Here is a 17,262-nt window from a genome sequence, read left to right as displayed (position 1 = left end):
CGCCGCGGTGGCCGACCTTGACACCTTCCACGACCTGCGCCGCCGCCTTCACTCATGCACGAGCCGGGTGCGGCGGCTGGACGCCTACTACAACGGGGCGCAACGCCTCGCCTCGCTCGGGCTCGGTCTGCCGCCGGAGATGCGCCGCCTGCACACGGTGGTGAACTGGCCGCGCCTGGTCGTGGACAGCCTGGAGGAGCGTCTCGACGTGGAGGGGTTCCGGCTGGCCGGCGCCGCGGACACCGACGAGCGGCTGTGGTCGTGGTGGCAGCACAACAACCTCGATGAGGAAGCCAGCCTGGCCCACCTGGAAGCACTCGTCGCGGGTCGGGCATTCCTCACCGTCGGGCCCAGCGAGGACGCCCCGGACGTTCCGGTGATCACGCCGGAGTCGGCGCGCTCGATGGTCGCTGACATCGACCCACGCACCCGCGCCGTGCGGGCGGCGCTGCGGCTGTACAACCAGCCCGCCGATGGCGGCAGCGCTCGCTCCGCCACCTTGTACCTGCCGACGCGGACGGTGTTCTACGACCGCGCGTCCGCCGGGTGGCGCGCGGTGGACACGATCGATCACCAGCTCGGCGTCACGCCGGTGGTGCCGCTGGTCAACCGCGCCCGTCTCGCCGACCGGGACGGCCGCTCGGAGATGGCCGACGTGATCGGGTTGACCGACGCCGCGTGCCGCACGCTGACCAACCTGCAAGGCGCGCAGGAGCTGCTCGCGGTGCCGCAGCGCTACGTGCTCGGCGCGACCCGCGAGGACTTCGTCGACGAGCACGGCAAACCGGTGCCGGCGTGGGAGGCATACATCGGCCGCATTCTCGCGCTCGGCGACCCGGACGCGAAGGTCGGCCAGTTCACCGCCGCGGACCTGCGGAACTTCACCGAGACCCTGAACGCCTACGCCCGCCTCGTGTCCGCCCTGTCTGGACTGCCGCCGCACTTCCTCGGCCTGGTTTCGGAGAACCCCGCCTCAGCGGACGCGATCCGCAGCGCCGAGGCCCGGTTGGTGAAGCGCGCGGAGCGGCGCACGCGGGCCTTCTCCGGGGCGTGGGAGCAGGCCATGCGGCTCGGGATGCGGATCGTGGACGGCGAGCTACCCGCCGAGGCGACCCGACTGGAAGCGGTATGGCGCGATCCGTCCACCCCGACCTACGCCGCGAAGGCCGACGCGGTCAGCAAGCTGGTGGCCGCCGGGATCTTGCCGGTGTCGGTGGCGTGGGAAGAGCTCGGCTACACGCCCGAGCAGCGCCGCAAGCTCGCCGAAGCCTCCGGCGACGACCCGCTGTCCCGCCTGATGGCCACCGTCGGCGCCACCGACACCAGGGCCACCGCCGAGCCAGGGGAGGCGGTGGCCGCGTGAGGTTGGCTGAGCTTCGCCGCGCCCAGGACACCATCACTCAGCAGGTGCTCGCCGCGGCGGTGGCGGTGCTGCGTACCCTTGCCGGCCGCCCGCTCCCGCCGGAGGTGTGGCGGTTGCTGGTCGACGCGCTGTTCCCCACCGTGGTGCAGGGCCGCCAGGCATCGCACGAGCTGGCGGTGCGGTTCTATCGCGCCCAGCGCGCCGACTACAGCGACCAACCGGTCCCGACTCTGAACGTGCCGGCCTACGGACCCGACGCGCTGGAACACACCCTCCGGCGCACCGTCTTCCCGCGACTGTCCCAGGCGGACACGGCACGGGCGGCGATCAGCGACGCGGCGGGCGCGCTCGCGCGACATGTCGAGCAGGCCGGCCGCGACACCATCACCACCGCCGCCCGGCTAGACCGGGTCGCGCTCGGGTGGGCGCGGGTGCCGACCGGGCGAGAGACCTGCGCGTTCTGCTGGATGCTCGCCTCCCGCGGCCCGGTCTACCGCACCGCGGCATCGGCCGGCGAGATGACCGCCTGGCACGACCGCTGCGACTGCCACGTCACCCCGGTGTTCGACCGCGACACCTGGGACGGCCGCGACACCTTCCGTGCCGCGCAACAGCTCTGGCGTGACGCCACCCGCGGCCACTCCGGACGCGACGCGCTCAACGCCTTTCGCCGTTCCCTCGCCGGCACCACACCCAACTCCCTGCCCGGCGCGCTCCAGACCGCTGCCTGAACCGCGGCCTGACTACCAGCTACCGCGCTCGTCCCTGGCGGACAGCGCCACCCCATCCGCTCCCGGCCCCTGGCGGGCCGTCCGTCGCATGCCCCAGGAGGGCCACACCCTTGCCACCCAACGAAACCACCGACCCATCCGGCGACACCGGCGACGCCCCCACGCCGGAGAACGCGGGCACCGCCACGAGCGAGCCGACACCGGCACCGACGCCAGCGCCGGGCTCGCCGGGCTCGCTCGCCGAGCTGCCCGAGTGGGCGCAGACCGAGATCCGCCGCGCCCGCACCGAAGCGGCCAAGTACCGCCGGGAGCGCAACACCGCGCAGAAAGCCTTGCAGGACAAGGACACCGCCGAGCACGGCGAGGACCAGGAGTCCCGCGCCGAGATCGACCGCCTGTCCGGCGAGCTGACCGCCGCCCAGCGTGACGCCGCCCGGTTGCGGGCCGCGCTCGCCGCCGACGTACCGCCCACCCAGGTCGCCGACTTCGCCGCGCGGCTGGTCGGCGACACCGACGAGGACCTCGCCGCCGACGCCCAGCGGCTGCGCGAGCTGCTCGGCCTCTCGACCCCGCCCGACCGGCGCCGCGCCGACCCGTCGCAGGGCGCCGGCCTGGACACCGCCACCGGTGCCGCGACCTCGCCGGCCGAGGCGTTCGCAGCCTTCGTCCAGGACAAACTCCAGTAAGGACGTGATCCCCCATTCCGCCAACAACCCTGGCCAACATCCCCGAGCAGCTCCTGCCGCGCGAGGTCACCGGCCCGATCTTCGACAAGGCCCAGGAACGCAGCGTGATCATGCGCCTGGCCGGCACCCTGCCCGTCACCCTCGGCGAAACCAGCATCCCGACCACCACCAAACGCCCCGAGGTCGGGGTGATCGGTGAGGGCGACGCCAAGCCGGTCTCGGATGTCGGCTACGGCGTGAAGACCATCAAGCCGGTCAAGCTCGCGACCATCGTGGTCGTGTCCGAGGAGTTCGCCCGCGCCAACGTCGGCGGCACCTACGACCAGATCTCCGACGACCTCGCATTCGCCCTCGCCCGCGGCGCTGACCTGCTCACCTTCCACGGCCGCTCCCCGCTCACCGGGGCGATGGTCGAGGGGAAGGAGTACCTCAACCAGACCACCAACCGCGTCGTCCTCGGCTCCACCCCGCAGGAGGAGGGCGGCATCTCCGGGGACCTGGTGGCCGGCTACGAGCTGGTCGTGAACGACCAGACCACCGACGAGTTCACCGGCTTCGCCGCCGACTCCCGCCTGCGGCCGCGGCTGATCGGCGCCACCGACAAGAACGGCCGGCCGCTGCTGCAGACCGCGACCAACCTCGCCGACCGCATGGACACCGTGCTCGGCCTGCCCACCGCCTACAGCCGTGCCGTGTCCGGGCAGATCGGCGCCAGCACGGACACCACCGTCCGCGCCTTCGGCGGCGACTGGCCCCAGATCAAGTGGGGCTTCGCACAGGAAATGACCATCAAGGTCAGCACCGAGGCCACCGTGATGATCGACGGCCAGCTCGTCTCCCTGTGGCAGCACAACCTCGTCGGCCTGCTCGTCGAGGCCGTCTTCGGCTGGGCCATCGGCTCCGTCGACGCGTTCGCCGCCTACGAGATGGCCGGAAGCTAAAGGGAGGTCACCGGGTGCGGGCTGTCGCGCTCATCCACTTCTACCTCCCACACCACCGCGCCGGCTCCGAGACCATGCTGCACGCGATGCTGCGCGCCCTGGTGGACGCCGGGCACGAGGCGCACGTGGTGGTCACCTCCCAACCCGAAGGCGCTGACGACTACACGGTCGACGGGGTCGCGGTGCACCGGGCGGGCACAGGCGGACGCACCGTGCCCCGCCTGGTCACCGCTCTGGAACCGGATGTACTGGTCACGCACCACCAGGAGACCCCGCACACGTCCAAGCTCGGGCGGGACCTGGGGGTGCCGGTGGTGCACGTGATCCACAACCACATGCACCACACCAACCTGTGGCTCCACAAGAGACCACAGTTGGCGGTGTTCAACACGCACTGGATCACCCGGCATTTTGCCAAGCGGCACAAGGGCTTGCGGTCGGTCGTGGTGCACCCACCGGTGTGGAGGCACGAGCACACCACCACCCCTGGCGACCGGGTCACGTTGGTGAACCTGAATCGGGACAAGGGCTCCGGTGTCTTCTACGCACTCGCCGAACGCATGCCCGATGTGCCGTTCCTCGCTGTCGTCGGCGGACACGGTCACCAGGTCATCCGCGACGACCTGCCCAACGTCGAGACGCAACCGCAAACCAGCGACATGCGGAGCGATGTGTGGGCACGCACGCGCGTGCTGGTCATGCCCTCGGTCTACGAGTCCTATGGGATGGTCGCCGTGGAGGCCGGGCATTCCGGTATCCCGGTCATCGCCCACCCCACCTCCGGCCTGCTGGAGTCCCTCTCCTACGCGGGGACATTCTGCGACCGCGACGACCTCGACGCCTGGGAACGCGCCCTGCGCTCCATCCTCCAGCCCGCCACCTGGGAACCGCTGTCCGCGGTCGTCCAGCGCCGCGCCGCCGAGTTGGACCCGCGCACCGATCTCGCCGCGTGGGTGGCCGCGCTGGAATCCCTTGTCACACAAGCCAAAGGACGGTGACCGGCCGTGGAGCTGATCAACACCATGGGCACGCGAGTGCGGGTCCGCGACGAACACGCCGAGCGGCTCCTAGCCGCCGGCTACACCCGACCCAACCCCGACCAACCAGCCACGCCGACCCGGCGAGCGACGACCCGCAGCGGCAAGACGACCGCTCGCCACCGCATCACCAGCGGAACCGGCGGTGGGTCTGGTCGCGTGTCGTGAGCTACGCCAGCGTCGCCGACGTCGAGGTCCGGCTCGGCCGACCGCTCACCGACGCCGAGCGCGACTTGGCCGCCGTGCTGCTGGAAGACGCCGAGACGGTCATCCGCGTCAAGATCCCCGACCTGGACCAGCGCATCGCCGACGGCCGTCTTCGCCGCGAGCTCGTGGTGATGGTCGAGGCCAACGCTGTCGTGCGGGTGCTGCGCAATCCAGGCGGGTTCCGTTCGGAGACCGCCGGGGACTACTCCTACACCCTCGATACCCGCGCCGCCGCTGGCTACCTCACCATCCCTGACGCCGACTGGTACCTCCTCGGCGTGCGGCCCGGCGCGTTCACCATCCGGCCCGCCTTCCCCCGGTGCACGATTCCGCCGCCGCCCACCTGCCCGCACTTCTGTCCGGCGGACTGCTGGTGCGTCTGGAGCCCCTCGTGAGCTTGCTCGATGCCGGTCCGGACGCGATCGTGGTCTACCCGTCGGTGTGGGAGGCGGACGCGGACGGCAACTACGCCTGGCGGCCCGGCACGATGCCGGTGCTGGTCTGGGCACGCGTGCAGCCGGTCAACTCGACCGAGCTGGTCGTGAACGGCCAGCAGGTCGTCACCCTCGCCCGCGTGATCGCCCGCCGCGCACCCGCCGGCCCGTGGGATCGCATCGACTACGACCGCCGCACATGGGACGTGCTCGGCGAACCCGAACAGCGCGGCGACAGCCCCACCACCCGTCACGTCACGGTGCTCATGCAGGCCCGCGGACCCCATCGGGAGGCGAGCCGTGGCCGAGGTTGACCGCAACGTCGCCGACATCGTGGCGCACCTCCCCGGCGTCCGGGACGCGGTCGGCGAGGCCGCCGACGAGATCGCCGCCCGCGCCCGCGCGAACCTCGCCCAGCACCGCGACTCCGGCGACGCCACCATCGAGGTCATCCGCGGACGCACTGACGCGCATGTGTCCCTGGTGGACGAGGCCGCGCTGTCGATCGAGTACGGGCATTTCACCGACAACGGCGAAACCGACGCGCAGGTCACCTACGTGCCCGGCCTGCGCATCCTCCGCGACGCCGCCGACCTGTAACCCGGTTACGCCGTCTCGACGTCGTCGGAGACGTCGAGGCTGTCCAACCAGCGGAACATCGTCTGGGCGTCGACGCGGTAGAACACGCGGCAGGGGCCGCACTTGCTGGCGAAGTGCTTCCCACTGCCGTCCGGCGTGTGCGCGACCCGGTGCATGTCCACCAGTTCGCGGACCGCCACCTGGATCTCCCGAGAAGTTGAATTCGAACCCATGTTCGGATGATAGGTCGCTGACACGGTCGGCGCTACGGCGACATGAGGGAGGCCGCGTGCGGCTGCTGCCCTACGTCGACGGGCTCGTCCTCGCGCTGCTGCGGGGCGCGCTGCCCAGCACGGTGACGGTGGAGACGGAGTTGTCGGATCCGCTGCGCCGCACGCCGTATGTGTTCGTGGACCTGGTCGGCGGCGAGGAGGTCGACCCGCGGTTCCTCGGCGTGCCGCGCGTGGACGTCGACTGCTTCACCAGCACCGGCGGGAAACAGGCGGCTGCTGATCTCGCCGAACACGTCCGCGTCGTGCTGTTCCGAGCGTGGGAGGACCAGAAGGTCACCCCACACGGGCACCTCGCCTCGTTCCGCACCCTGACCTACCCACACGAGATCCGCACCGCCGGCCAGCCCGGCGAGGTCTACCGCTTCACCGCGGCCTACGAACTCGGCGTCCGCCCACCGCGATCGATCTGAGTCACTGGAGCTGTAGGTTGTCGAGCAGCCGCTCGCGCTCACGTTCACGTCGTACCTTCGATCAATACGCTTGTTCGCGCCGTGTCATCGGGCGCGTGCCATCGCGCATCTCGCGGAAGTTCTGCGTGTACTCACCGCCTGCGGCTGTGTATGCGTCGGTGAATTCGGCCAGCACCTTCCAGCAGTCGCGCCCGACTGCGCGGAGGCCCCGGTAAGAAGTGTCCTCGGGTGCCCAACCAGTCATATCTGGGGGTACGCGGTCCCGGCTCATGTGGACCACGTGCTTCGAGGCCACCCACCACACTCGGTCGAGCCGGGCGGCGAGTGCCTTGCGCGGCTGCCACGTCGGCAGGAAATCCCGCGCTGAGTAGTCCCGTGAGGGCATCCGCACGAAGAACTCAGCGACGCAGCGTACTGCGACGTAGAACGCGTCTCGGCACCCCGCAGCGGCAGGAAACGTCCTGGTCGAGCGCTCCAGCCACGAGCCGTCGTACGCGAACTCAGGCAGATCGCGCACGTCCATCATTGCCTTGGCGAGATGGTCGAGAATCCGCTCCAGCGGCGGTCTGGAGAAGTATTCCGCAAGGTCGTCGGGGTCGTCAGCCACGCCCGTGACTGTAGACACCCGCCACAGCCTTGGGCCCAGCAAATCCATTCCTAACAGGCGATACGCGACATTCGCGTGTCGCCTTCTGTCTTGTGTGGAGGCTTCTCGTGCCGCTCAACGACGGCGCTGTCCTCATTCCCGGCACAGGCCGCGTCTACCTCGCTGGCCCCGGTCAGGCGCCCCCGCCCGACCCGCGCAACCCGACCGATCCGTGGTCGATCGTGGGACACACCTCCCGCGAGGAAGGGTTGACGATCACTCGCGATCAGGGTGATTCGGAGGTCAAGGGCACCTGGGAGAACCCCGCGCTGCGGGAGCGGCGAGAGCCGGCGACGTGGGCGATCACCTTCCAGTTGCACCAGGTGGACAACAACACCCTGGAACTGTTCTTCGGCGCCGGTGACATCGACACCCCCGGCGTGTTCGGCGTCAACGGCGTCGGCGCCCCGGTGGAGCGGGCGCTGTTCGTGCGGATGATCGACGGCGGCGCCGAGGCTGGGCTGTACGTGCCGCGCGTGTCGATCGGCAGCGATGACGACGTCAGCGTGGACGTGGAGAACTTCCTCGCCTTCCCCGTCCGTGCCCAGGTCCTTCAGGTCACCGGCTCGAACCTCATGGAGTGGTACGCGCCCGGCCTCGGCGCTCCACCCGCGTAACCAGTCGCTTTCCCTTACGTCTCAACGACTTGGAGGATTGATCCTGTGGCGACCGTGATCGGTCTCGACGAGATCCGGCAGGAGGCCGAGCAGCAGTTCGGCGATCTGGAGATCACCCTGCCCAACGGCCAGGCCGTAAAGCTGCGGCACGCGTTGCGGTTGTCCAAACCGGACCGCAAGCGGCTGGCCGAGCTGGGTAACCACATCGGCCAGGTCGCCGACGAGAACAGCCAGCATGCGGACAGCGAGGACGCGCTGCTCGCCGCGATCGGCGACGTCCTCATTCTCGTGGCCGAGACCAAGACCGCCGGCCGCGCGCTCCTGTCCGCGATAAAGGGGGATCTGTTGACGTTGATGGGCGTGTTCCGCCAGTACCAGCAGGTCTGTCAACTCCCGGAAGCCTCGCGCTCGACCAGCTAGCCGACCAGACCGGCGCCACCAGCCTCGTCGCCGATCTGCGGCGCTACTACCGCACCGACCTCGCCGACCTCTGGCGCGATCGGGGCGGCTTGTCGCCGCGGCGGGTGTTGTGGCTGGTCGAGCATCTTCCCGAAGACTCCGCGACCGTCGCCGCGCTCCGCGGCGGCCCCGACCACGCCGCCCAGCACCGCCCGTAGACCAGCACCGCGCATCTGCTGGCCACTGTGGCCGACGCCGTGCAGCTCAACACCTGGGCCACCGTCGCCGCCAACTCCAGACGCCGCCCGAAACCGCCGCCCCCGCTCCCACGCCCGACCTCGCCCCGGCGAGCCGGACGAGTGGTGACCGTCGCCGAGATCGCCGCCGCACAACAGCGGGAGACCACCGGGCGGGGGTGACAGGGTGGCGGGTCCGGGGGGGCCGCGAGATTGGCCGAGTTTCCGTCCGCGTCCTGCCCGACACTGACCTGTTCGGCCGGTTCCTGGCCCGCGACCTGGCACAGATCGAACGCACCAGCTCAGTGCACATCGCCGCCGTGCTCGACGGCGACCGCCTGGCCGCCGACGCGCGCCGGCTCGCCAACATCGCCGAGCGCGGCGCCACGGTCACCGTGCCGGCCGAACTGGACGCCGACCGGGTGGAGTCGGAGTTTCAGCGGCTCGTCCGTGGCCTGGCCGGCGAGTCGGTGTCGCTGCGGGTCGACCTGGACAAGAACGACCTCGCCCAGATTCAGCAGGCCGGCCGTGACTTCGCCCGCCTCGCCTCGGTCACGTTCGCGATCGGTGGGCTGGCCGCCGCGACCTCTGGCCTGGCCGGGCTCGCGGTCGGCGCCGCGCAGGCGTCCGGCGCACTGCTGGTGCTGCCGGCAGCCGGGCTCGCCGCCGCTGCTGCGCTCGGCACGCTCGTGGTGGGGATGCAGGGCTTCGGCGACGCCCTCTCCTCGATGGACGACCCGGCCGCGTTCGCCGAAGCCCTCGCCAACCTCGCGCCCTCCGCGCGGGACACGGCACAAGCGATCAAGGCGTTGCAACCCGCATTCGGCGGGCTGCGGCTGGATGTGCAGGAGCGGCTGTTCGCCGGGATGGCCGCCACGATCACCCAACTCGCCGGCTCCTACCTGCCCGTGCTCCGCACCGGGCTCGGCGGGATCGCCACCGAACTCAACACGGGTGCTCGCGCGTTCGCCACCTTCCTCACCTCATCACAGTCCCTCACCGACACGTCCTCGATCCTCGCCGATGTCCGCACCGCTCTCGCGGCGTTGGCTCCGGCTGGGGTGGCGTTCTCCGCCGCGCTGCGCGACATCACGACTGTCGGTGCCTCGTTCCTGCCCAGTCTCGCTGGTGGGCTCGCCGACGCTGCCGAGCGGTTCCGCGCGTTCATCGCCGAAGCCCGCACCTCCGGCCAACTCGCCACCTGGATACAGGGCGGGATCACCTCGGTCGGGCAGCTCCTCCAGATCCTGCGCAACCTCGGCTCCATCGCCGCCTCGGTGTTCGGCGCGCTCGACAACACCGGCGGCGGGTTCCTCGCCTTCCTCGCCGACGCCACCGGTCAACTCGCCGCCTTCCTGGACAGTGCGCAGGGCGCGGAGGTGCTCGGCGCGCTGGCCGAGTTCGCCGCCGTCGCCGGCCAGGCGATCTCCACCGTGCTGGGTGCCGCGCTCACGCAACTGGGTCCGGTGCTCGTCGAGCTGGCGCCCGCGCTGTCGGTGTTCGTCACCCAGCTCTCCGGCGCGCTCGTCACCGCCCTACGGATCGCCGGGCCACTGCTGCAACAGTTCGCGTCCTTCCTGTCCGCCAACGCGTCCTGGCTCGGGCCGGTGATCATCGGACTCGGCACCGTCGCCGCCATCGCCGGCCCGCTCATCTCCGGTCTGTCCGCCCTGGTCTCCATCGTGCGGGTCGCGTCCCTGGTGTTCACCGGCCTGAACACCGTGCTGCTGGCCAACCCGATCGGGCTGGTCATCGCCGCGATCGGCGCGTTGGTCGCCGCGTTCGTCTGGCTGTGGAACAACTCCGCCAGCTTCCGCGACTTCTGGATCGGCGTCTGGGACGGCATCCTCGCCGCCGTCAACTGGGCCATCGACGGCGTGAAGAACGTGTGGAACGGACTGGTGTCGTTCTTCACCAACACCACCCTCGGCCAGATCATCGTCGGGATCTTCGACGCCATCGGCACCGCGATCGGCGCGGTGATCGACGCCATCCAATGGCTCATCGACCGCATCGGCGACGCCATCGACTGGGTCTCGGATCTCCTCGGCGACATCGGCAGTGTCGTCGGCCTCGGCGGAGACGTCACCCGGTCGTTCCGCAATAGCCGCGCGGTCGGCGACATGGCCACCGCCACCAGCAGCTTCCGCACCGGGGAACGCACCCCGCCGACTCTCGGCATCGCATCACCGTCGCGGCTCATGGCACAGATCGGCGGCTACACCGCCCAAGGATTCGCGCAAGGTATCCGCGACGCCACACCGCTGGCCGCCCGCGCCGCGAACCACCTCGCCACCGCCGCCACCTTCGACCCGGCCCGCGCCGACTTCGACGCCACCGCGCCGGGTTCGGGGTCGGCGGTGACCGTGCAGCAAACGATCAACGCCGCCCCGGAACAGTCGCCGTGGGCGATCGCCACTGCGGCCAACCGGCAACTTGGCTACGCCATGCGCACCGCAAGCACGTAGATCGTCAGGACTCAACCCGCCACATCAGATGAATAGTCGAGCTGGAGCGATGCCTGGTGAGGCTTCGGGAAGGAAACAACTGATCCATCTCTGTTATCCAACTGCTGAAGTGCACGTTCAGCTGCGGCTCCGAGCCCTCTGGCCAGCAAGGGAGGAACTGCATTTCCGATCTGCTTTAGCATCTGCCATTCACTGCTCTTAAACACGAATCCGTCATGGAATGACTGAAGTCGCGCCGCTTCGCGTACAGTGATCCAGCGCTGGTGGTCAGGGTGAACCCATTCGGACAGATCACGGTGCATCTGGGCGAGGATCGTGTATGCGGGCTTGTCTGGGTGTAGACGGCGCCACTTCTCGGGTCGTGCACCGTTCCAAACTGACGGGGGGAGCGAGTCGGCTTTAGCTCCTGGCGCGAGTTTCTTGATCAGCTTGCGGCGCCGTTCTTGAATTTCTTTCGTGTGATGGTTGTGTAGCTTGAGGGTCCCTCCGGCCTGGCGTTTCTTGTACTCTGCCGCATACCAGCGACCGTCCCGGTCGAGTCGAAGCTCGTTGAGGATGTCGTTAGAGCGTCCGGTTCGCGGGTACCGAAGTGGTTCGTAGTGAATCGCCGTTGCTTCGGGAAGTTCCCCAATAGCCTGCTTGACAGTCATCTCTGGCTGCTTTTCCTCCTCTAGTGCCGCCTCGAGAAAGACCTGTGCGTCCAGGCCAAGATCCTGGTCGTCCCGGACACCAAAGAAGATTGCCCGCCTTCGAAGCTGGGGTACCCCAAAATCTGTTGCGGCAACAACCGTAACGCCTGCGTTCCGGTAGCCCGCCTGAGCGAACGCTTCAAGCACTTCACGCTTGAATCGCCCTTTGGCAAGCAACAGCATGTTCGGAACATTTTCCATCAAAAATACGCGCGGTCGCAACACTTTGAGAATGCGAACATACTGGAGGTATAGCTCGTTTCGTGGGTCATCCAGTATCCGGGTTCCGATCTGGCTATAACCCTGACACGGCGGACCGCCAAAGAGCAGGTCGACCGCTCCTGATTTGACATCGGAGAAATGTGAAGCTTCGTCACGCCATTCCGACGAGTCGTCGTTCAGAAATGCGTGTACGTCGCCTTTGAATAGCGGTACCTCGGGGAAATTGTGCTCGTAGGTCTGGACCGCGAACCGGTCCATCTCTACCGCAGCCTTGACGTCGAAGCCGGCAAGACGGATGCCCTCGCAGAAGCCGCCGCAACCAGAAAACAACGAGACCGCACGGTACGCGCTCACTCTGTCCACCTCACGGGTCAGGACCCTAGCTTGATCCACCGACAGTCCGGCGTGCGCCACGCCGACCACCGGCGAATGTGACTTATCGTCCGTGGACCGTAACACATGATCACCGTACTGTTTGGGTGTGTCCGACCTGGTCTCACGGTTTGGACTGGCAGTGCGCGCTGCCCGTCGTGAGCTGGGCCTTGCCCAAGAACAGTTGTCCGACGCTGCAGGGCTTGACCGGACCTACGTGAGTGGACTGGAGCGCGGCCGGCGCAACCCTACACTCACTACACAAGAGAGAGTCGCGAGCGCACTTGGGCGACCGCTCCATGAGTTGATCAAGACTGCCGAGGAGATGGAGTAGTGCCGTTCGTTTTCAGCGAGGTTGCTACCCGGGCGCTTGACGAGGCTGAACGGTGTGTGGAGGATCTGCGAAACAGGCCTGTTCGCGGCCGGGACACAAAGTTCCGGTTGGCGCAGACAAACATGCTGGCCTACACGTTCGCCGAGTTCGTTCCCGGATTCTCGACGTCCCACGTCTTCAATACCCAGCCTTACGGGGAGACAGTAGATCAGCCGCTGCATAACGCCGATGCGGAAGGCCGGTTGTTCTTTACAGCTGATTACGAGATTAAGAGCAGCGCGCAGGCGAAAGTGGGAGGCGACATCTTTGAGATTGTCTCCTCGGCGGTTATGTGGAATATAGCTGCGCGCTGGAACGCATACATGACCGGCGGCAAGTGGCCTCTCCGGTCAGGTTACCCACGGCCCACTGTCATTCCTGATCCCAACCGTCAAGTAGCGGTGCTCAATCTTCCGCGCGGATACGACTGGGTAGAACTGCTTACGCCGCCCGCCACGGAAAAGATTACCTTTCTCCGCAATGAGCTAAAGAGTAGCACCTTAAAACTCCCGACTTCGACACCCGATATCGCAGTTGTCGCTATTCCCGAGAACCGGCGCGACAATGATCTGTGGCGAACGGAGTTCCAGAATCTTTCTCGTCTGAATCAGGCTGAGATTCAGCATGCATACCGGTACCTAGAGGGACAGATTGAGCCGGGCGAGATTCTGTTGGCAATCGCGTGCAAGAAGAGCTTGCGAAGTGACAGGCTGTACCAGCCTCTCTACGAGGCCAACATCATGCAGCTACTGTTGGAGGGACATCTCGGCGCACCGCGAGTTGAATTCGAGGTTCATACTCTCAGTCATTTCGGCACAGATGCTCTGACGACATACGAAGCGGCATCACTATATTCGGTGCTGGTGCCTGAACGTGTTAAACATCGTGCCGTTCGCGAACTTTATGTACCTGAGAACGCTCAGGGGCTTGCTCGTAGATTGCTAGACTTCCTGAACGAGCGGGTCCAGCTCATCGCTCCTGATGATGTAGGCGCCACCGCTAAGCTGGATATTAATTGGCCTCCATCATCGTGACGCCGACACAGCTCTAACCGGTTCTTTCCAGCCAGCATCCATAAGTGCCGCCAGAACTCGGCCGATTATCTCGTCAGGTGCCTCGGAAAGCTCGAAATCCCAAAAACGGACAACTGTCCATCCCGCCTCCCGGAGCGCCTGATCAGCCTTCCGATCCCGCTCCTGAGTCCTGGCGATCTTGTCGCGCCAGAACTGGCTTGCGGTCGCCGGATTGAAATGGTCGGGATGACCATGCCAGAACGCCCCGTCAACAAACACCGCTACCCGCCAGCGCGTAAACGCAACGTCAGGCTTACTCGGAAGGGTGCGCAGGTGAACCCGGTATCCCGTCGCTCCTGCGGCCCGCAGGGCCGTGCGTAGCCTCATCTCCGGCCCGGTGTCCTTCGACCGAATCGCCGCCATATTCCGAGAGCGGCCCTGACGTGACAGGTGATCTACCACAGCGCGGAAGCCTCCCGACTCTTGCAGCCACGGCGCGCCGACAACGTTACCGCTTGGGAGGGTAGGCCCGGCATGGTCGTCTCCGCATTGCCGTTGCGAGTGCGCTGGCTACTCGATGGGATTGCCTTCAACGGCGCGGCTGACCAGCTCGGACGCGAGTGGGTGATTGACTCCGAGACCGGCTGGTCGGCGTCGCCGCCCGTGCGCAACGACCAGACCCAGCCACGGACCGGTGCGCACGGCGGCTGGCCTCCCAGAACGTACCGGGACCCGCGCACGATCCGACTGGACGGCTGGGTCTACGCACCCACCTGGGAAGCGCGGCGCGACGCCGAACACCGCCTCGCCGCGTTGTGCGCCGAGCCTGGACGCAAGTTCGAGTTGCGGTGCACCGAGGAAACAGGCGAGCTGCTGGCGCATGTCACCCAAGACGACACCACTCTTGTGTCGGTTCGCCCCGGCGGGCAGTGGTTGGACTTTTCGCTCCAGCTCGTCGCCGCTGACCCGCGCAAGTACACCGCGGTCGAGCACACCGCGGAGACGGGCCTTCCCTCCGAATCGGTGACCGGGCTCACATTCGGTATGGATGATGTGGGCGGGCTCGACTTCGCCCTTGCCGGCTCGGGCTTGGATTTTGGGTCGCAGCGGGACGCCGGACGTGCCACAGTCGCCAACGTCGGCACAGCCGACACCGCACCAGGGCTCGCGCTGCTCGGCCCGCTCGCGCCACCCGTCACCGTCAGCCGGCCAGACAACCCAGCCGGCCGGCTGATCTATCTTGACCCGCTTGGCGAGAACGACCGGCTCGTCATCGACGTCCGCGAGCGCACGGTGCGACTCGGTGACGTCAGCCGCCGTCATCGCACGGTCGTCACGGATTGGGACGCGTTCGTCGTATCACCGAAGGCCACAGTGGATTTTGTGTTGTCGCACGGCTCGGTGCCCAACGCAACGGCCCGCCTCCAGGTTCGGTGGCGGGCCGCGTGGTGGTGACGTCCCATGCGCTAGGAAGCGCGTCCGGTGACCCGCGCGAACTCACGTTCGTCGCGCCGCCGGGCGGCCATCTGGGCGACGTCGACGCAGCCCTGGGTGTCAGCGGCTTCGGCGATCAACCTGTCCAGCGCGGCCGCTGGAATGACAAAGCGAGAGCGGAGCTTCACTGCGGGGAACGCGTCGTCATGGATCGCGCGATACAGCGTGTTCTTGTCGCAGCGAAGGATCTTCGCGGCTTCGCGGACGGTGTAGAAGACCGGCCTGTCTGGGTCGGACACGGCGCTGTTCATGATCAGGTGTACCCGCCTTCCTCGATTGTCGGCGGGCACATCGTCACGCCGTGGTGCACGCAGTTCTGATCAGCGCGCCGTACCTCAATCTCCGCTTCATTCACCTTTCACCGCATCGTTTCTTCAATTGGGGGTTGTCCCATGGCGATCTCTCAAGGCGGCTTGGACCCATGGGCCGTTCAGCTTCGTATCGGCGAGCGGGACGCCCGGTACGCGGTCGGCGCGCTGCTCGGGCCGATGCCGGGCCGGATGATGGCGTGGGCGGACGGAGTGCTGCCCTCCCGCACCGAGAACGGCGTGGTCGTCGACCTGAAAGCGGCGCTCGCCGCGAACGACGGGCTCGGCGTGGCGTTCTACCCCGGCCAATGCGTGATCAACCGACCCGGCCAAGGCCCCTACGTCTGCACGCTGGACCGCACCGGCCGCGTCCAACTCGACGACGCCGACCCGTCCAACCCGCGCGTGGACCTGATCGTCGCCCGCGTCTACGACGAACGACTCGGCGACCCGCGCACTGAATTCGTGCTCGAACCCGTGACCGGGCTGGCGGGGCCGGAACCGGTCGAACCGGAGCTGCCGCCCGTGTCATTCCCGCTCGCCCGCATCGCCATGCCAGCCGGCACGACACAGCTCACCGCGCCGATGTTCACCGACCTGCGCCGCGCCGCCAGTGTCCGCACCGGGGTCGGGGTGGTGCTGCCCGGCGACGACCCGACGCTGCCGGGCGCCTACGCCGGCCACACCCGCTACCGCGCCGGCACCCTGGAAGCCTTTGACGGCCAGACCTGGCGCGGCACGCCCGCCACCTGGTCCGAGGAGTCGGTCGAGTTGGTCGCGCGGACCGGCATCACCGGTATCGCGGCGTTGACCTCGATCGGCGTGCCCGACCCCGGCTGGCCCTACCGATTGATGATCTCCGGCTGCGCCGAGCTGACCGGCACCAACTGCCGCGCCGACCTGACCATCCGCCTCGACGCCGCCGACGGCGCGGTCCTGGCCCGCGGCGTCGGCCCGACCAACGGATGGAGCTGGGTGACCACCCCGGCCCGCAACACCCGCGTCCTGGAAGGCGCCCACACTCTCTACCTGTCCGGTGAACGCATCGGCGCCGCCGGCTCCTGGGCGAACTTCACCTACAACGGCGCGCTCTCCCTGCTACGTCTCCCCGCCTGACCGGAGGTGGTGATCCGGTGCGGCTGCTGCTCGGACACCTCCGCACCGGGGACATCGTCGCCGAGCTCGACGGCGAAGCCGACTACACCGACGAACTGTCCGCCGCCGGCTCCGCGCGGGCCACCATCCCGCTTGACGCCGTCCCATCCACAGTGGACATTCGGGCGGTCACCACACCGTGGCGGCACTACCTCGCCATCACCCAGGACGACGCTGTGCTGTGGGCGGGGCCGGTCATCCCGCGCCGCCGCGCCCCGAACACCAGCGCAGTCGAGGTGTCCGCGTCCGGGTTGTGGGCGGTGTTCGACCGGCGCGTGCTCGCCCGCCTCGGGGACTGGGCGTACACCGACCCCCGCGCCGATGTGATCCTCACCTACCGCTCGTTGCCCGGTGTCGCGCTGGACATCGTGCGCGTCGCGCTCGACCGGCCGCACGGCGAGCTGCCGCTCGTCCTGCCCCGGCTGAACAGTTCCGGGGACGTGGAGCGCCGCTACTACGGGTACGAACTCGCCCCAGCTGGCGAACGGTTGAAACAGCTCACCGCCGACGAGAACGGCCCCGATCTGCACTTCCACCCGCGCTACCGCCCGGACCGCTCCGGCATCGAGTGGGTGTTCCGGGTCGGGCA

Annotated in this window: 24 protein-coding genes; 18 read left to right on the top strand and 6 right to left on the bottom strand. The window is 68.1% G+C overall.

The annotated features are described in order from the left end of the window. Positions 1 to 7 precede the first annotated feature (7 nt). The 9 genes from ACRDTB_RS21165 to ACRDTB_RS21125 all read left to right on the top strand — a co-directional run bounded on the left by ACRDTB_RS21165 (position 8) and on the right by ACRDTB_RS21125 (position 5,999). Positions 8 to 1,363 carry a phage portal protein gene (locus ACRDTB_RS21165; protein ID WP_431432789.1) on the top strand — a complete coding sequence of 452 codons (1,356 nt, stop codon included), beginning with the start codon at positions 8 to 10 and terminating at the stop codon, positions 1,361 to 1,363. Continuing rightward, positions 1,360 to 2,094, top strand: a complete 735-nt coding sequence (locus ACRDTB_RS21160) for a hypothetical protein (protein ID WP_431432788.1) — start codon at positions 1,360 to 1,362, stop codon at positions 2,092 to 2,094. Before ACRDTB_RS21165 ends, ACRDTB_RS21160 begins: the two co-directional genes overlap by 4 nt. 110 nt (positions 2,095 to 2,204) lie before the next feature. Further along, positions 2,205 to 2,780 (top strand): hypothetical protein, encoded by a 576-nt coding sequence (locus tag ACRDTB_RS21155; RefSeq protein WP_431432786.1) that lies wholly within the window; start codon positions 2,205 to 2,207, stop codon positions 2,778 to 2,780. Positions 2,781 to 2,794: 14 nt separating this feature from the next. After that, positions 2,795 to 3,721: a phage major capsid protein gene (locus tag ACRDTB_RS21150; RefSeq protein WP_431432833.1), complete on the top strand. Its 927-nt coding sequence runs from the start codon at positions 2,795 to 2,797 to the stop codon at positions 3,719 to 3,721. A 14-nt stretch (positions 3,722 to 3,735) separates the two neighbouring features. Then, complete coding sequence (locus ACRDTB_RS21145; protein WP_431432783.1) at positions 3,736 to 4,719, top strand: glycosyltransferase family 4 protein; 984 nt, start codon at positions 3,736 to 3,738, stop codon at positions 4,717 to 4,719. 6 nt (positions 4,720 to 4,725) lie between these two features. Then, positions 4,726 to 4,926 (top strand): hypothetical protein, encoded by a 201-nt coding sequence (locus ACRDTB_RS21140; protein WP_431432782.1) that lies wholly within the window; start codon positions 4,726 to 4,728, stop codon positions 4,924 to 4,926. After that, positions 4,923 to 5,360, top strand: a complete 438-nt coding sequence (locus ACRDTB_RS21135; protein WP_431432780.1) for a Gp19/Gp15/Gp42 family protein — start codon at positions 4,923 to 4,925, stop codon at positions 5,358 to 5,360. The genes ACRDTB_RS21140 and ACRDTB_RS21135 overlap by 4 nt, the downstream gene beginning before the upstream one ends. Further along, positions 5,357 to 5,713 (top strand): hypothetical protein, encoded by a 357-nt coding sequence (locus tag ACRDTB_RS21130; RefSeq protein WP_431432778.1) that lies wholly within the window; start codon positions 5,357 to 5,359, stop codon positions 5,711 to 5,713. Before ACRDTB_RS21135 ends, ACRDTB_RS21130 begins: the two co-directional genes overlap by 4 nt. Then, on the top strand, positions 5,700 to 5,999 hold the full coding sequence (locus tag ACRDTB_RS21125; protein ID WP_431432776.1) for a DUF5403 family protein: 300 nt from the start codon (positions 5,700 to 5,702) through the stop codon (positions 5,997 to 5,999). The genes ACRDTB_RS21130 and ACRDTB_RS21125 overlap by 14 nt, the downstream gene beginning before the upstream one ends. A 5-nt stretch (positions 6,000 to 6,004) precedes the next feature. Here the strand turns inward: ACRDTB_RS21125 and ACRDTB_RS21120 are convergent, their stop codons facing one another. Further along, a complete protein-coding gene (locus tag ACRDTB_RS21120) occupies positions 6,005 to 6,211 on the bottom strand; it encodes a hypothetical protein (protein WP_431432774.1) in 207 nt (68 codons plus the stop codon). Between the two features lie 56 nt (positions 6,212 to 6,267). Here ACRDTB_RS21120 and ACRDTB_RS21115 point away from each other — a divergent pair, with 56 nt between their 5' ends. Beyond that, positions 6,268 to 6,681: a hypothetical protein gene (locus tag ACRDTB_RS21115; RefSeq protein ID WP_431432772.1), complete on the top strand. Its 414-nt coding sequence runs from the start codon at positions 6,268 to 6,270 to the stop codon at positions 6,679 to 6,681. Between the two features lie 61 nt (positions 6,682 to 6,742). Here ACRDTB_RS21115 and ACRDTB_RS21110 read toward each other — a convergent pair whose 3' ends face one another. Continuing rightward, positions 6,743 to 7,288, bottom strand: coding sequence for a hypothetical protein (locus ACRDTB_RS21110; RefSeq protein ID WP_431432770.1), 546 nt, complete (start codon positions 7,286 to 7,288; stop codon positions 6,743 to 6,745). Positions 7,289 to 7,395: 107 nt separating this feature from the next. On the opposite strand from ACRDTB_RS21110, the gene ACRDTB_RS21105 reads away from it, so the two are divergent. Then, a complete protein-coding gene (locus tag ACRDTB_RS21105) occupies positions 7,396 to 7,944 on the top strand; it encodes a hypothetical protein (RefSeq protein ID WP_431432768.1) in 549 nt (182 codons plus the stop codon). Between the two features lie 45 nt (positions 7,945 to 7,989). Then, positions 7,990 to 8,364 carry a phage tail assembly protein gene (locus ACRDTB_RS21100; RefSeq protein ID WP_431432767.1) on the top strand — a complete coding sequence of 125 codons (375 nt, stop codon included), beginning with the start codon at positions 7,990 to 7,992 and terminating at the stop codon, positions 8,362 to 8,364. On the opposite strand, the gene ACRDTB_RS21095 is transcribed toward ACRDTB_RS21100, so the two are convergent. Then, a complete protein-coding gene (locus tag ACRDTB_RS21095; RefSeq protein ID WP_431432765.1) occupies positions 8,361 to 8,576 on the bottom strand; it encodes a hypothetical protein in 216 nt (71 codons plus the stop codon). The two genes, ACRDTB_RS21100 and ACRDTB_RS21095, sit on opposite strands and share 4 nt — an antisense overlap. Before the next feature lie 182 nt (positions 8,577 to 8,758). Here ACRDTB_RS21095 and ACRDTB_RS21090 point away from each other — a divergent pair, with 182 nt between their 5' ends. Further along, entirely contained in the window at positions 8,759 to 11,047 is a 2,289-nt protein-coding gene (locus ACRDTB_RS21090; RefSeq protein ID WP_431432763.1) for a hypothetical protein, read from the top strand. A gap of 11 nt (positions 11,048 to 11,058) precedes the next feature. On the opposite strand, the gene ACRDTB_RS21085 is transcribed toward ACRDTB_RS21090, so the two are convergent. Further along, complete coding sequence (locus tag ACRDTB_RS21085) at positions 11,059 to 12,381, bottom strand: DNA cytosine methyltransferase (RefSeq protein WP_431432762.1); 1,323 nt, start codon at positions 12,379 to 12,381, stop codon at positions 11,059 to 11,061. Between the two features lie 58 nt (positions 12,382 to 12,439). On the opposite strand from ACRDTB_RS21085, the gene ACRDTB_RS21080 reads away from it, so the two are divergent. Beyond that, positions 12,440 to 12,664 (top strand): helix-turn-helix domain-containing protein, encoded by a 225-nt coding sequence (locus tag ACRDTB_RS21080; RefSeq protein ID WP_431432761.1) that lies wholly within the window; start codon positions 12,440 to 12,442, stop codon positions 12,662 to 12,664. After that, positions 12,664 to 13,737 (top strand): Cfr10I/Bse634I family restriction endonuclease, encoded by a 1,074-nt coding sequence (locus ACRDTB_RS21075; RefSeq protein WP_431432760.1) that lies wholly within the window; start codon positions 12,664 to 12,666, stop codon positions 13,735 to 13,737. The genes ACRDTB_RS21080 and ACRDTB_RS21075 overlap by 1 nt, the downstream gene beginning before the upstream one ends. Here the strand turns inward: ACRDTB_RS21075 and ACRDTB_RS21070 are convergent. Beyond that, positions 13,729 to 14,139 (bottom strand): very short patch repair endonuclease, encoded by a 411-nt coding sequence (locus tag ACRDTB_RS21070; RefSeq protein WP_431432758.1) that lies wholly within the window; start codon positions 14,137 to 14,139, stop codon positions 13,729 to 13,731. The genes ACRDTB_RS21075 and ACRDTB_RS21070 overlap by 9 nt on opposite strands. A gap of 27 nt (positions 14,140 to 14,166) precedes the next feature. On the opposite strand from ACRDTB_RS21070, the gene ACRDTB_RS21065 reads away from it, so the two are divergent. Continuing rightward, positions 14,167 to 15,171: a hypothetical protein gene (locus ACRDTB_RS21065; protein ID WP_431432757.1), complete on the top strand. Its 1,005-nt coding sequence runs from the start codon at positions 14,167 to 14,169 to the stop codon at positions 15,169 to 15,171. 11 nt (positions 15,172 to 15,182) lie between these two features. Here ACRDTB_RS21065 and ACRDTB_RS21060 read toward each other — a convergent pair whose 3' ends face one another. Then, a complete protein-coding gene (locus tag ACRDTB_RS21060; protein WP_431432755.1) occupies positions 15,183 to 15,461 on the bottom strand; it encodes a helix-turn-helix domain-containing protein in 279 nt (92 codons plus the stop codon). A 141-nt stretch (positions 15,462 to 15,602) separates the two neighbouring features. Here ACRDTB_RS21060 and ACRDTB_RS21055 point away from each other — a divergent pair, with 141 nt between their 5' ends. Then, complete coding sequence (locus ACRDTB_RS21055; RefSeq protein WP_431432753.1) at positions 15,603 to 16,634, top strand: hypothetical protein; 1,032 nt, start codon at positions 15,603 to 15,605, stop codon at positions 16,632 to 16,634. Between the two features lie 17 nt (positions 16,635 to 16,651). After that, the coding region (locus ACRDTB_RS21050) for a hypothetical protein (protein ID WP_431432751.1) at positions 16,652 to 17,262 on the top strand (611 nt) is incomplete at its 3' end.

This window comes from Actinophytocola sp. (assembly GCF_050699935.1).
In the GTDB taxonomy this organism is placed as follows: Bacteria; Actinomycetota; Actinomycetes; order Mycobacteriales; family Pseudonocardiaceae; genus Actinophytocola.
The sequence above is the reverse complement of the archived record's forward strand: the minus strand, read 5'-3'. Positions and strand labels throughout refer to the sequence as shown.